6 protein-coding genes are annotated in these 14,190 nt (G+C 74.6%); 3 read left to right on the top strand and 3 right to left on the bottom strand.

The annotated features are described in order from the left end of the window. Positions 1 to 12 precede the first annotated feature (12 nt). Both narH and ACZ7JZ_RS19965 read right to left on the bottom strand, forming a co-directional pair. Positions 13 to 1,569, bottom strand: coding sequence for a nitrate reductase subunit beta (gene narH / locus ACZ7JZ_RS19970; RefSeq protein ID WP_470940905.1), 1,557 nt, complete (start codon positions 1,567 to 1,569; stop codon positions 13 to 15). A 4-nt stretch (positions 1,570 to 1,573) separates the two neighbouring features. Then, positions 1,574 to 5,284 (bottom strand): nitrate reductase subunit alpha, encoded by a 3,711-nt coding sequence (locus ACZ7JZ_RS19965; protein ID WP_470940903.1) that lies wholly within the window; start codon positions 5,282 to 5,284, stop codon positions 1,574 to 1,576. Between the two features lie 255 nt (positions 5,285 to 5,539). On the opposite strand from ACZ7JZ_RS19965, the gene ACZ7JZ_RS19960 reads away from it, so the two are divergent. Then, on the top strand, positions 5,540 to 6,277 hold the full coding sequence (locus tag ACZ7JZ_RS19960; RefSeq protein ID WP_470940901.1) for a YwiC-like family protein: 738 nt from the start codon (positions 5,540 to 5,542) through the stop codon (positions 6,275 to 6,277). A 55-nt stretch (positions 6,278 to 6,332) separates the two neighbouring features. Here ACZ7JZ_RS19960 and ACZ7JZ_RS19955 read toward each other — a convergent pair whose 3' ends face one another. Next, entirely contained in the window at positions 6,333 to 9,107 is a 2,775-nt protein-coding gene (locus ACZ7JZ_RS19955; RefSeq protein ID WP_470940899.1) for a lysylphosphatidylglycerol synthase transmembrane domain-containing protein, read from the bottom strand. A 125-nt stretch (positions 9,108 to 9,232) separates the two neighbouring features. Between ACZ7JZ_RS19955 and ACZ7JZ_RS19950 the strand changes: the two genes are divergently transcribed. Together ACZ7JZ_RS19950 and ACZ7JZ_RS19945 are read left to right on the top strand one after the other, a co-directional pair. Next, positions 9,233 to 9,682 (top strand): MGMT family protein, encoded by a 450-nt coding sequence (locus ACZ7JZ_RS19950; protein WP_470940897.1) that lies wholly within the window; start codon positions 9,233 to 9,235, stop codon positions 9,680 to 9,682. 333 nt (positions 9,683 to 10,015) lie between these two features. Beyond that, positions 10,016 to 13,918 carry a UvrD-helicase domain-containing protein gene (locus tag ACZ7JZ_RS19945; protein ID WP_470940985.1) on the top strand — a complete coding sequence of 1,301 codons (3,903 nt, stop codon included), beginning with the start codon at positions 10,016 to 10,018 and terminating at the stop codon, positions 13,916 to 13,918. The last annotated feature ends 272 nt before the right edge of the window (positions 13,919 to 14,190 follow it).

The raw sequence follows: 14,190 nt of genomic DNA, 5'->3' as shown, positions 1-14,190 counted from the left end.
GTTCTCCGGCGCTCACGCGCTCCTCCTCGTCGGGCTCAGGTTGAGCAGTACGCGCGACCCCGGTTCCCCGGCCGTCGCGGGCCCCGCGACCGGGCAGGCCGTGTCCGGGCCGCCGCCTGCCGCTTCCAGCGGATGGGACTGCGCGAGGGCGTCCGCGTCGGCGCGGGCCGCGCTCGGCACCACGAACCGGTCCTCGAGCTTGGCGACGGCCAGCAGCCGGAACATGTCCTCCAGTTCGGCGCCCGTCAGCCCCACCGCCCGCGCGATGCCCTCCTCGCGCTCCTCGCCGAGGTTCACCCGCCGCATGTAGGCGCGCATCGCCGCCATCCGCCGCAGCACGGCCTCCACCGGGTAGGTGTCGCCCGCGGTCAGCACCTGCGCGAGGTACTCGACCGGGATCCGCAGGGCCTCCACCGCCCCGAAGAGGTTCCCGGCGTCCTCCCCGTCGCTGCCCGTGGCGGCGACCGCCTCGACCACCGGGGAGAGCGGGGGCACGTACCAGACCATCGGCATGGTCCGGTACTCCGGGTGCAGGGGCAGCGCCACCTGGTACGTGGCGATCAGGTCGTACACCGGGGAGCGCCGGGCCGCCTCCAGCCACTCCTCGCTGATCCCCGAGGCGCGGGCCGCGGCGGCCACCGCCGGGTCCTGCGGGTCGAGGAAGCACTCCAGCTGGGCGGGGTACAGGTCGTGCTCGTCCGCCACGGCCGCCGCCCCGGCGACCCGGTCGGCGTCGTAGAGCATCACGCCCAGGTACCGCATCCGGCCCACGCAGGTCTCCGAGCAGACCGTCGGCATCCCGACCTCGATCCGCGGGAAGCAGAACGTGCACTTCTCGGCCTTGCCGGTGGCGTGGTTGAAGTAGACCTTCTTGTACGGGCAGCCCGTCACGCACATCCGCCAGCCGCGGCAGGCGTCCTGGTCGACCAGGACGATCCCGTCCTCCTCCCGCTTGTACATGGCCCCGGAGGGGCAGGAGGAGACGCACGCCGGGTTGAGGCAGTGCTCGCAGATCCGCGGCAGGTAGAACATGAAGCTCTGCTCGAACTCGAAGCGGATCCGCTCGCCCACCTCGTCGCGGATCTTCTCGACCACCGGGTCCTTGACCGCGTGCTCGGGGGCCCCGCCGAGGTTGTCGTCCCAGTTCGGGCCCCACTCGATCCTGTCGACCGGCTCGCCGGTGACCTGGGAGACCGGCCGGGCCGTGGGCAGGTCCTCGCCCGCCGGGGCCTCGGTCAGGTTCTTGTACTCGTACGTCCAGGGCTGGTAGTAGTCCGCGATCTCCGGCAGGTCCGGATTGGCGAAGATCTTCCCGAGCCTGGCGAGCCGGCCGCCCGCCTTCAGGCGCAGCCGCCCGGAGCGGGTCCGCTCCCAGCCGCCCCTCCACCTCTCCTGGTCCTCCCAGCGGCGGGGGTAGCCCTGGCCCGGGAGGGTCTCCACGTTGTTGAACCAGACGTACTCGGTGCCCCGCCGGTTGGTCCACGCCTGCTTGCAGGTGACCGAACAGGTGTGGCAGCCGATGCACTTGTCGAGGTTCATGACCATCGCGATCTGTGCCATGACGCGCATCGGATCAGAACTCCACCTTCTGCGAGCGGCGGCGGATGACCGTCACCTCGTCGCGCTGGTTGCCGGTCGGGCCGAGGTAGTTGAAGGCCCAGGTCAGCTGGGCGTAACCGCCCACGAGGTGCGTGGGCTTGAGCATCACGCGGGTCAGGGAGTTGTGGATGCCGCCGCGGCGGCCCGTCTTCTCCGTCTTCGGGACGCCGACCGTGCGCTCCTGCGCGTGGTTCATGTAGACCGTGCCGGGCGGCATCTTGTGGGAGACGATCGCGCGGGCGGTGACCACGCCGTTGCGGTTGACCGCCTCGATCCAGTCGTTGTCCGCGACGCCGATCGCCGCGGCGTCCTGCGGGGACATCCACACCGTCTGGCCGCCCCGGCCGAGCGTCATCATGTACAGGTTGTCCTGGTACTGGCTGTGGATGGCCCACTTGTTGTGCGGGGTCAGGTACCGCACCGCCACCGTCTTCTCGTCGACGCGGCCCAACTCCGGCTCCCCGTACAGCCGGTGCATGTCCAGCGGCGGCTTGTACACCGGCAGGGACTCGCCCACCTCGTGCAGCCAGTCGTGGTCGAGGAAGAAGTGCTGGCGGCCGGTGAGGGTGTGCCAGGGCTTCAGGTGCTCGGTGTTGACCGTGAAGGCCGTGTACCGGCGGCCGCCCGCCTCCGAACCCGACCACTCCGGCGAGGTGATCACCGGCACCGGGCGGGCCTGCGTGTCCGCGAACGTGATCCGCTTGCCCTCGGCCTCGGCCGCCAGATGGGCCATGTGCGTGCCCACCTGCTTCTCCAGGGTCTCGAACCCCTGCACGGCCAGCCGGCCGTTGCTGGTGCCCGACAGCGACAGGATCGCCTCGCAGGCCCGCTGCGCGGTGTCCAGGCGCGGCCGCCCGTCGGCGGGCCCGCCGCGCACCGTGCCGTTCTTCGCCGCCAGGTACGCGACCTCCTCGGCCACGTCGTACGTGACCGCCTTGGTCGTCACGCCGAGCCGGTCCACCAGCGGGCCCAGCGCGGCGAACTTCTCGCCCACCGCCCCGTAGTCCCGCTCGACCACGGTCAGGTTGTACATGGTCCGGCCCGGCACGGGCTCGCACTCGCCCTTCGACCAGTCCAGCGCCACCCCGCCGGGCTGCGCCATCTCCCCGCCCGCGGTGTCGTGCTGGAGCGCGGTCGCCACCAGGTCCCTGCGGACGCCCAGGTGCTCCTGCGCCAGCTCGCCGAAGCGGCGGGCGATGGCGAGGAAGGCGTCGTAGTCGGAGCGGGCCTGCCAGGGCGGGTCCACCGCCGGGGTGAAGGCGTGCAGGAAGGGGTGCATGTCCGTGGACGACAGGTCGTGCTTCTCGTACCAGGTGGCCGCCGGCAGGACCACGTCCGACAGCAGGGTCGTGGACGTCATCCGGAAGTCCATGCTCATCAGCAGGTCGAGCTTGCCCTCCACGTCCTCCTCCCGCCAGGCCACGTCCCTCGGGGAGCAGCGCGGCCCGTCCTCCGGGAGGCTGGAGTGCGTGCCCAGGAGGTGCTTGAGGAAGTACTCGTTGCCCTTGGAGCTGGAGCCGAGCAGGTTCGCGCGCCACACGTTCAGCACCCGCGGCCAGTTCCCCGGCGCGTCCGGGTCCTCGCCCGCGAAGCCCAGCTCCCCGCTCTTGAGCTGCCGCACGGCCTCCGCCACCGGGTCCCCGGCCTCCCCCAGCTCCAGCGGGTTGCGGTCGAAGGTCGGGTACGAGGGCATCCAGCCCATCCGCGCCGAGGCCGCCAGGCAGTCCGCGCCGGACATCCCGTCGAACGCGCCCGCGCCCAGCGGGGAGGCCAGCGCCTGCGCGGGCAGCGTGTCGTAGCGCCACTGGTCGGTGTGCAGGTAGAACCAGGCCGCGCCGATCATCTGCCGGGGCGGGCGCGACCAGTCGGAGGCCGCGGCCAGGGTGGCCCAGCCGGTGACCGGGCGGCACTTCTCCTGGCCGACGTAGTGGCCCCAGCCGCCGCCGTTGCGGCCCTGGCAGCCGGTCAGGGTCAGCAGGGCCAGGAAGGACCGGTAGATGGTCTCCGAGTGGAACCAGTGGTTCGTACCGGCGCCCATCAGGATCATGCAGCGGCCCTGCGACTTCTCCGCGGTGTCCGCGAACTCCCGTGCCACCCGCGCCGCCTGGGCCGCGGGCACCGAGGTCAGGGACTCCTGCCAGGCCGGGGTGCCGGGACAGTCCGCGTCCTCGTACGAGGAGGGCCACTCGCCCGGCAGGCCCGGCCGGCCCACCCCGTACTGGGCCAGCATCAGGTCGAACACCGTGGTGACCAGCCGGCCGCCGAGCCGCCGCACCGGCACCCCGCGGCGGACCGTGTCCCGGCCGGCGCCTTCGCCCGCTCCGCCCGCTCCGGCTTCTTCGAAGCGCGGCAGCACGATCTCCGCGCTCTCGCCGCCCTCCTCGCCGAGCAGCGTCAGGCGGGGGACCGTGGAGCCCAGGTCGAGGTTCCAGTCGGGGGTCCCGGAGCTGCCCCAGCGGTGCCCGAGGGTGCCGTTCGGGACCACGGGCTCCCCCGTGGCGTCGTCCACGAGGACCGTCTTCCACTGCGCGTTCTCGGTGTCCTGCCCGAGATCGGCGGCGGTCACGAACTTGCCCGGGACCAGGCCCTGTCCGGTCTCCGTCAGCGACACCAGGAACGGCAGGTCGGTGTACTTGCGCACGTAGTCCGCGAAGAAGGGGGTCTCCCGCTCCACGAAGAACTCCCGCAGGATCACGTGCCCCATCGCCAGGGCCAGCGCCCCGTCCGTACCGGGGTGCGGGTGCATCCACTCGTCGGCGAACTTGGTGTTGTCGGCGTAGTCGGGGGAGACGGCGACGACCTTCTGGCCGCGGTAGCGGGCCTCGGCCATCCAGTGGGCGTCCGGGGTGCGGGTGACGGGGACGTTGGAGCCCCACATCACCAGGTACGCCGCATCCCACCAGTCCCCGGACTCGGGTACGTCGGTCTGGTCGCCGAACACCTGCGGCGAGGCCACCGGCAGGTCCGCGTACCAGTCGTAGAAGCTCAGCATCGGCGCGCCGATGAGGGAGTGGAAGCGGGCCCCCGCCGCGTGCGAGGCCATCGACATCGCGGGGATCGGGGAGAAGCCCGCCACCCGGTCGGGGCCGTGCTCGCGGATCGTGTGCACGTGCGCCGCGGCGACGATCTCCACGGCCTCCGCCCAGTCCGCCCGCACCAGCCCGCCCTTGCCGCGGGCCCGCTGGTAGCGGCGGCGGCGCTCCGGGTCCTGCTGGATGTCCGCCCAGGCCGCCACCGGGTCCCCGAGCCGCGCCTTCGCCTCCCGGTACACCTCCAGCAGCGCGCCGCGCACGTACGGGTAGCGCACACGCGTGGGGGAGTAGCTGTACCAGGAGAAGGAGGCGCCCCGCGGGCAGCCGCGGGGCTCGTACTCGGGGCGGTCGGGTCCCACGGAAGGGTAGTCGGTCGCCTGGGTCTCCCAGGTGATCACCCCGTCCTTGACGAAGACCTTCCAGCGGCAGGAGCCGGTGCAGTTGACCCCGTGCGTCGAGTGGACGACCTTGTCGTGGCTCCAGCGGTCCCGGTAGAAGGCCTCCGCGGCCCGCCCCCCGGTGCGGTGCACCTCGCGCAGATCGCCGGACACCTCGGCGCGGGTGAAGAAACTCCCCGCCCTCAGAAGGGAATCCGCGGCTCCCGCGACGGCCTGGTTCTCCTGCACAGCATCCTCCAGAAAAGAAACCCACATCGACCGTACGCCGCCGGAATTCGCCGGTCCGGTGACAAAGGTCCCGATGCGGGGTGACCAACTGCCGGAGTTTCGGGGGCCCTGCGGATGACACCCTGGAAGGCGGCCGCAACCGGCCGCGGTCGGCAAATACCGCGCCTGAATGCCTATTTGGCGGTCCGGGGAATTCACTGGTCCCGCGGTCCCGGGAATGCGCGGCCCGGGAAATCCTGTACGGCGGTCCGGGGAATTCCGGATCCGGGAAGGAGCCCGTACATGGGCAGGAAGACCGGGTGGCTGCCCGACCAGCACGGCGCGTGGGCGATGCTCGCGGTGCCCTTCCTCGCGGGCGTCCTCCTCGCCACCCCGCGGTGGCTCGACGTCCCCCTGTTCGCGGCCTGGATCTGCGGGTACGTCGCCGTCTACCACGGCCAGCAGTGGCTGCGGCTGCGCCGGGCCTCGCGCAACCCCCGCGCCGCCGGCCGGCACGTGCGCCCCGGGCTCGCCTCCGGCGCCGCCTTCACCGCCCTCGCGCTGCCGCTCGCCCTGGCGGAGCCGCTGCTCCCGGCCGCCGCGCTGGCCGCGGCCCCCTTCGTCGCCGTGAACACGTACCACGCCCGGCTCAACCGGGAGCGGGACCTCGTCAACGGGCTCGTCGCGGTGGTGCCCGCCTGCGGGATGCTCGTGGTGGCCTGCCTGCTCGGCGGCGGCACCGCAGCCGGGTCCTGGCGCCCGGCACTGGCCTGCCTGCTGTACTTCGCGGGCACGGTCCCGTACGTGAAGACGATGATCCGGGAGCGGAACTCGCACGCGTACCGCCGCGCCTCCGCCGGCTACCACGCCCTCGCCCTGGCCGCGGCCGCCTCGCTGAACCCGTGGCTCGCCCTGCCCTTCGCCGGCTACCTCGCGCGGGCGGTGCTGCTGCCGGGCCGGGGGGTGAAGGTCGCCGTGGTCGGCGCCGTGGAGCTCGCGGGCTCGGCGGCCCTGCTCGCCACGCTGCTCGCGGTGTTCTGAGCGGGCGGGACCGGACCGCGGGGTGCCCTCCCCGCGGCCCGGCGGCCCCGTACCCCTACAGGGCTTCCTTGCGGGTCAGGTGGTTGAAGGACAGCCAGCCGGGCAGCACCGGCAGCCAGAAGGTCATCAGCCGGAACAGCAGGACCGCCGACAGCGCGATCTCCTTGTCCAGCCCGACCAGCACCAGACCGGCCGTCAGCGTGGTCTCCACGGCGCCGATGCCGCCGGGGGTCGGCGCGGCCGAACCCAGGGCGTTGCCCGCGAGGAAGACCACCGCGATGCTCGCGTAGCTGATGTCGCTGCCGCCGCCGAAGGCCCGGATCGAGGCGTCCAGGCACATCACGAAGCAGCCCGTCAGCAGCAGCATCCCGCCGATGCCGGTGAGCAGCTTGCGGGGCCGCTGGAGCACGTCCAGCATGCGCGGCACCACGCCCGCGAACAGCGCCCGTACGCGCGTGGAGACGAACTTCCGCAGGAACGGCACCGCCGTGACCACCAGCACCAGCACGGCCACCGTGAGCAGACCGGCGATGACCGTCCGGGACGGGGTCATCTCGGCGGTCTTCTCCGTCCCCGTCAGATAGCCGAAGGCCAGCAGCAGCAGCACGTGGCTGGCCAGCCCGAACAGCTGCGAGGCGCCCACGCTGGCCACCGCCAGCCCCGGCCGCACCCCCGCCTTCTGCAGGAAGCGCGTGTTCAGCGCCACGCCGCCGATCGCCGCCGGCGCCACCAGCTTCACGAACGACCCGGCGACCTGCGCCACCACCGTCCGCAGGAACGGCACCCGCTCCGGTACGAAGCCCAGCAGGCTCATCGCCGCGGCGAAGTAGCTGAGCGCCGAGAACGCCATCGCGGCCGCCACCCAGCCCCACTGCGCCTCGCCGATGACCTTGGCGAAGTCGATGTGGGTGAACTGCGAGAGCAGGAAGTACGCGGCGAAGGCCCCGGCGATGATGCTGACGAGGGTCCGCGGCCGGATCCGCTCCAGGCGGGCCGGCTCCACCGGCGCCTGCGGGCGGATCAGCAGCACCTGCTTGCGGATCTGGCTGAGCAGGTCCTCCTCGCGGGCCTCGTCCAGGGCCACGTCGAGGGCCCGCTTCTCCGCCTTGCGCTCGGCCTTCTCCGTCTTCCCGGAGGCCTTGCCCGCCACGGCCGGCTGGGCCCCGGCCGCCGCCCCGGCCCCCGCCCCCGCGGCCTCGGCGGCCTCGCGGGCCTCCTTGGCCGCGGCCGAGGCCGCGAGCACGGCGTCCCGCTCCCGCTGCGAGCGCTCCCGCGCCAGCCGGCGCAGGGTGGCCCGGGTCGAGCGGCTCAGCGCGATCGGCTGGAGCATCGGCAGGCAGTCCGCGACCGCGTCCCCGCCGAGCACCGCCACCGCCGCGGCCACGGAGCGCTCGGCGCCCACCCGCAGCCCGAGGGTGGTCAGCAGCTGCGCGATGTCCATCCGCAGGACGAGGTCGCCCGCGGCGATCTCACCGCCGCGCAGGTCGGTCAGGATCACCTTGCCGGAACGATCCACCACCAACGCGTCCCCGGTGAGCCTGCGGTGCGCGATCCGCCGCGACTGCAGGGCCTTGACCTGCCGCCACGCGCCCCGGGCCAGCTCGTCGGTGATCTCCTCGTCCGGCAGCGCGTCCAGGGTCCGGCCGCCCAGGTGCTCGTACACGAGCATGACGGCGTCCGGGCCGAGCTCGGAGGTCGCGATCAGCTTGGGGGCGTTGGCCCCGGCCGCGATGGCCGCGTACGCGAGGAGGGCCTCCTGCTCCAGGGCCTGGCGCAGCGACTGGAGGCTGCGGCGGGTGGTGATCCCGCGCAGGGTCAGCCGCCGCCACACCCGGTAGAAGAAGCCCTGGGCCTGCTGCTCGCGGTCGACGACCGTCACGTCGAGCGGCGGGCCCTCCTCCAGGGTGACGAGGTAGCGGCGGCCGCGGTCGCTGTGCTCGGAGTACTCCGGGCCCTCCTCGGCGCGCATCGCGGACACCGGCTGGAAGCCGACGCGGCGCAGTCCGGCGAGGAGGTTCTGGCCGGTGGGCCGGACGTTCGGGGAGCCGACGGCGTACAGGGTCGCGTACGCGACGGTCCAGCCGATCAGCACGGTCAGGATGATCGAGAACGGGGTCGTGTAGCCGCCCACCAGCATCGCCAGCGCGTCGAGCAGCAGCACCACCCACAGGGCGACCCGCCAGCGCGGCCGTCTCGTCATCCCCACCGCGGTCATGTACGCGATGACCGGCGCGAGGTAGCCGTGGACGGGGTCCGTCAGGGCCTCGCCGATGCCCTGCGGGCGGGTCAGGGCGTCCGCGATGGTGTCCGGGGCGCCGCGCGCCACCCACAGGTCGGTGGCGAGGGTCACCCCGTGGGCGAGGACCGCGGCGAGCACGCCGTCCGCGATCCGCAGCCCGTCGCGCTTGATCAGCCGTTCGATCGCGAAGGCGACCGGGACCAGCAGCACGGCGATGCTGGAGACCAGGCCCGCGATGCGGACCAGCAGGTCGGGGGCCTGCCCGGTGCCCTCCGTGATGTCCTTCTCCAGGCCCGCGGTGGTGCTGTGGGCGAAGGCGGCGATCCCGAGGAGCACCGCGATGCCGAGGATGCCGGCGAGGACGCGGACCAGGTCGGAGGGGCGGTGCACGCGGGCGGCGAGCAGCGGTTCGTCGACCTCGACGGGCTCGGCGAGGCCGTCCCCGGAGGCTTCGGCGGGTACGGGTACGGGCGCGGGCGCGCGCGCGGGTGTGGCCGCGGGCACGGCGGGCCCGGGCCCGTCGCCGGGTCCGCCCGGACCGGCCTGCGCGTCAGGCGCCCCGGCGCCGTCCGCGCTGTCCGGAGGGCTCACACCCTGCTCCTTCTCCGTAGCCTTCGCTTCTTGATCTCGTATCACCAGTCACCGCCCGGAAGATGGTGGCACGGACCGGCCCCGCGGGCTGCCATCAGGGTGCGGTGTCGGTGCCGTAGGGCAGCATGGGCCGGATGAGCGAGCAGCCGCTGCCCGAGCTCCCCGCGTACGCGGAGCGGGTACTGGAGGTGGCCGAGCGGATTCCGCCCGGCCGGGTGATGACGTACGGGGACGTCGCCGAATGGCTCGGCGAGGGCGGCCCCCGCCAGGTCGGACGGGTCATGGCCCTCTACGGCGGCGCGGTGCCCTGGTGGCGGGTGGTGCGGTCCGACGGGGTGCTGCTGCCCGGCAGCGAGCCGCGGGCCCTGGAGCACTACCGCGCCGAGGCCACCCCGCTGCGCGAGGCACCGCGGACCCCCGGCTCCACCCGGACCCTGCCGAAACTCGACATGGGGCGGGCGCGCTGGGACGGCCGGTCCGGCGGATCCGGCGCAGAGGGCGCGCCCGGCCGGGACCCGTACGCGCAGCAGGGGCGGCCGGACCCGCGCCCCGGGTTTGACGAACCTCACACCTGACCTCACACCTGACAGCTTCGGCCATGCCGGAGCGGTACGGGGGCTCGTACGCCCGTACGGGGGACGCGCGCAGAAGCCGGGGAGCGCTGCGCGGCGCCGCCGTTTTGGCGTAGCGTCTTCACTTCCCCCCGGCGCCGCTCCCGCGAGCGGCACCGCCAGCGCAGCCAGCACATCCACCAGCAGGGACCGGCGATCCACGTGAGCTCCTCCCCTTCCGGCCGTCGAACGCGGACCCGTGACGCGTACCGACTGGTGCGTACCGGGCCGGGGCAGGTGGATCCTCCTGTACTGGACGCAGCCCAGCAGGCGGTGGTTGACCACACCGGCGCACCGATGCTCGTCCTCGCCGGACCCGGCACCGGCAAGACCACCACGCTCGTCGAGGCCGTCGCCGCCCGCGTCGAGGCCGGCACCGACCCCGACCGGATCCTCGTCCTCACCTTCGGCCGCAAGGCCGCCGTGGAACTGCGCGACCGCACCGCCCTGCGGCTCGGCGGCGCCCGCGCCCCGCAGGCCACCACCTTCCACTCCTTCTGCTACGCCCTCGTCCGCGCCCACCAGGACGCCGACCTGTTCACCGAACCGCTGCGGCTGCTGTCCGGACCCGAGCAGGACGTCACCGTCCGCGAGCTCCTCGACGGGCAGCGCGAGCTCGGCGGCATCCGCTGGCCCGACGACCTGCGCGCCTGCCTGACCACCCGCGGATTCGCCGACGAGGTGCGGGCCGTACTCGCCCGCAGCCGGGAGCTCGGCCTGTCCCCGCAGGCCCTCGGCGAGTTCGCGGCGCGCACCGGGCGGCCCGACTGGGGGGCCGCCGCCGCCTTCCTCGCCGAGTACCTCGACGTGCTCGACCTCTCCGGCACGCTCGACTACGCCGAGCTGGTCCACCGGGCCGTCCTGCTCGCCGAACGGCCCGGGACCCGCCTGTGGTCCCGCTACGACGCCGTCTTCGTCGACGAGTACCAGGACACCGACGCCGCACAGGTCCGGCTCCTCAAGGCCCTCGGCTGCCGCGACACCATCGCCTTCGGCGACCCCGACCAGTCGATCTACGCCTTCCGCGGCGCCGACGTGGGCGGCATCCTGGGCTTCCCCGACGCCTTCCCCGGCGCAGCCGTCCGCGTCCTCGGCACCTCCCGCCGCTCCGCCGCCGCCGTCCTCGCCGCCACCCGCCTCCTCACCACCCGCATGCCGGTCCCGCGGCTGCCCGCCGCCGCCGTCCGCGCCCACCGCGAACTCACCCCCACCCGCCCCGGCGGCCGCGTCGAGGCGTACACCTACCCGACGGCCGGGGCCGAACTCGACAACATCGCCGACCTCCTGCGCCGCGCCCACCTGGAGGAGGGCGTGCCCTGGCAGGAGATGGCCGTCCTGGTCCGCGCCGGCGGCCGCACCCTGCCCGCGGTCCGCCGCGCCCTGATCTCCGCGGGCGTCCCCGTCGCCACGGACGGCGCCGACATCCCCCTGCGCCACGAACCGGCCGTCTCCCCCCTCCTCACCGCCCTCCGCACCACCGCCCACGCCGCCACCGGCCACCCGCTGCCGGCCCCGGAGGGGGGCGGGGGGCCGGGCGCCGACGCGGGTGCGGATGCGCGTACGGGCGTGGATGCCGATGCGGAGGCGGGCGAGGGCGCTGACGAGGGCACGGGCCTGAATGCCGACGCGGGTGCGGATGCGCGTACGGGCGCGGATGCCGATGCGGAGACGGGCCCGGACCTGGGGACCGCTGCGGGTACGAGCACGGCCCCGGACGCCGAGGCGGGTCCGAACCCGGGCGTGGCCGCGGTCCCGGATCCGGATGCCCGAGCGGGCTCGGGCGCGGGCAGGATCCCGGCCGGGGACACCGTCCCGGACACGGCTCCGGACCCGGGTTGCGTTCCGGAGCCGCTCCCGAGCGCTGCCTTGGAGGCGGACCCGGCTGCGGAGCCGGCCGCAGCGCCGTCCGCGCCTGCGGGTGCGGTACCCGGTCCGGCTGCGCGGACGGGCGCCGCGCCCGGGCGCGAGACCGAGGCCGGAACCGTGGGCTCCGGGGCCCCGGTGGCTGGGCGTTCCTCCGAGCACGAGGTCCGGTTGGCGGCAGGCACCGGCCCTGGCGCTGGAAGCGCCTCGCACCCGGCGGGTTCGCCGTCTCCCTCCGCGCACCCGGAGACCGTCGCGCCCCCGACCCCACAGGCGGCCCCCGCCCCCCTGCATGCCTCCCGCGTGCCCGCGGGCACCGAAGGCGACACGGCCCGCCTCGCCGACCCCGCGGCCGGCGCATCCGTACCCGCGGACGCACCCGGCCCGGACCGGCCGGGTCCGGTCGCCGGGCCGGAGCCGGTGGCCGACCCCGCCGCCGGGTGGATCGGTACCGAGACCGCCATCGCGCTGCTCACCTCGCCGCTCGGCGGGATGGACGCCGCCGACCTGCGGCGGCTCGGGCGCGCCCTGCGCGACGAGGAGCGCGCCGCCGGCAATCGGCTGCCCGCTCCCTCCGACGTCCTCATCGCCCGCGCCCTCGCCGAGCCCGAACGGCTCGTCGCCCACGACCCCGCCTACGCCCGCGGCGCCCAGAACCTCGGCCTGCTGCTGCGCAAGACCCGCGAGCTCCTCGAAGGCGGCGGCACCGCCGAAGAGGCCCTCTGGTCCCTGTGGGACGGCACCGACTGGCCCCGCCGCCTCGAACGCTCCGCCCGCCGCGGCGGCCCCGCCGGCCGCAACGCCGACCGCGACCTCGACGCCGTCTGCGCCCTCTTCGACACCGCCGCCCGCGCCGAGGAGCGCACCGGCGGCCGCGGCGCTCTCAACTTCCTCGAACAGCTCGACGCCGAGGACATCGCCGCCGACACCCTCAGCAAGCGCGTCGCCGCGCCCGAAGCGGTCCGGCTGATGACCGCGCACCGCTCCAAGGGCCTCGAATGGAGCCTCGTGGTCGTCGCCGGGGTCCAGGAGGGCGTCTGGCCCGACCTGCGCCGCCGCGGCTCCCTCCTCGAAGCCGACCGCATCGGCCGCGACGGCCTCGCCGAACCCCTCACCCCCGGCGCCCTCCTCGCCGAGGAGCGCCGCCTCTTCTACGTCGCCGCCACCCGCGCCCGCGACCGCCTGGTCGCCACCGCCGTCAAGGCCCCCGCCGACGACGGCGACCAGCCCTCCCGCTTCCTCACCGAACTCGGCGTCACCCCCAAGGGCGTCACCGGCCGCCCCCGCCGCCCCCTGGCCGTCGCCGCCCTGGTCGCAGAGCTCCGCGCCACCACCGTCGACCCGGAGGCCTCGCCCGCCCTGCGCGAGGCCGCCGCCGTACGCCTGGCCAAGCTGGCCTCGCTCACCGACGACGACGGCCAGCAGCTCGTACCCGCCGCACACCCGCAGCGCTGGTGGGGCCTGTACGAGCCCACCCGCAGCAGCGCCCCGCTGCGCGACCGCGACCGGCCCGTCGCCCTCTCCGGCAGCGCCCTCGACCAGCTGGCGAACACCTGCTCCCTCCAGTGGTTCCTGGGCCGCGAGGTCAAGGCCGACACCCCCGCCACCGCCGCCCAGGGCTTCGGCAACGTCGTCCACGTACTCGCCGACGAGGTCGCCTCCGGCCGCACCCCCGCCGACCTGGCCGTGCTCATGGAACGCCTCGACTCCGTCTGGGGCTCCCTCGCCTTCGACGCCCCCTGGAAGTCCCGGCAGGAGAAGGAGAACGCCCGCGCCGCCCTGGAGCGCTTCCTGCACTGGCACGTCTCCGACCGCGCCGGGCGCACCACCGTCGCCACGGAGCACGAGTTCGACGTCACCCTCGAAGCCGGTACGCCGGACGACCCGTACGAGGTCCGGATCCGCGGATCCATGGACCGCGTCGAATCCGACCCGCAGGGGCGCGCGTACGTCGTCGACTTCAAGACCGGCAAGGCCGCCCCGACCAGGGACGAGGTCGCCCGCCACCCGCAGCTCGCCGTCTACCAGCTCGCCGTGCGCGAGGGCGCCGTGGACGAGGCCTTCGCGGGCGTCCGCCCGGCCGCGGGCGGCGCCGAACTCGTCCAGCTCCGGCAGGGCGCGGCGAAGAAGGAGGGCGGCGACGCCCTCCCGAAGGTCCAGGCGCAGGAGGCCCTCGCGGACGGCCCGGCGGGGGAGTGGGTCGCCGACCTGCTCGCGACCGCCGCCGGGCGCATCCTCGACGAGCGCTTCACCCCGTCCACGGGCCGCCACTGCACCCACTGCTCCTTCCGCAGCGCGTGCAGCGCCCGCCCGGAGGGCCGCCACATCATCGACTGAGGCCGCCCACCGGCCCGCCTGCCCACAGGTCCGCCTGGCCACGGGTCTGCCTGTCCACAGGTCCGCCTGGCCACGGGTCTGCCTGTCCGCCGGTCCGCCGGTCCGTCTGCCCACCGGTCCGTCTGCCCAGCGGCCCGCCTTCCCGCCGGTCTGCCTGCCCTCCGGTCCCTCGGTCCGTCGGTCCGCCTGTCCGCCTGCGTGCCGACTGCCTGCGCGCCTGCGCGCCTGCGTGTGCGTGCCGACGGCCGGGCGGAATCCAGCCCCGCCGGCGC

Source organism: Streptomyces sp. NPDC038213 (genome assembly GCF_055600495.1).
The sequence above is the reverse complement of the archived record's forward strand: the minus strand, read 5'-3'. Positions and strand labels throughout refer to the sequence as shown.

Bases quoted from the DNA above. Each gene is read 5' to 3' on its own strand.
- narH (WP_470940905.1), bottom strand. From the start codon at position 1,569: ATGCGCGTCATGGCACAGATCGCGATGGTCATGAACCTCGACAAGTGC.
- ACZ7JZ_RS19965 (WP_470940903.1), bottom strand. From the start codon at position 5,284: ATGTGGGTTTCTTTTCTGGAGGATGCTGTGCAGGAGAACCAGGCCGTC.
- ACZ7JZ_RS19960 (WP_470940901.1), top strand. From the start codon at position 5,540: ATGGGCAGGAAGACCGGGTGGCTGCCCGACCAGCACGGCGCGTGGGCG.
- ACZ7JZ_RS19950 (WP_470940897.1), top strand. From the start codon at position 9,233: ATGGGCCGGATGAGCGAGCAGCCGCTGCCCGAGCTCCCCGCGTACGCG.
- ACZ7JZ_RS19945 (WP_470940985.1), top strand. From the start codon at position 10,016: ATGCTCGTCCTCGCCGGACCCGGCACCGGCAAGACCACCACGCTCGTC.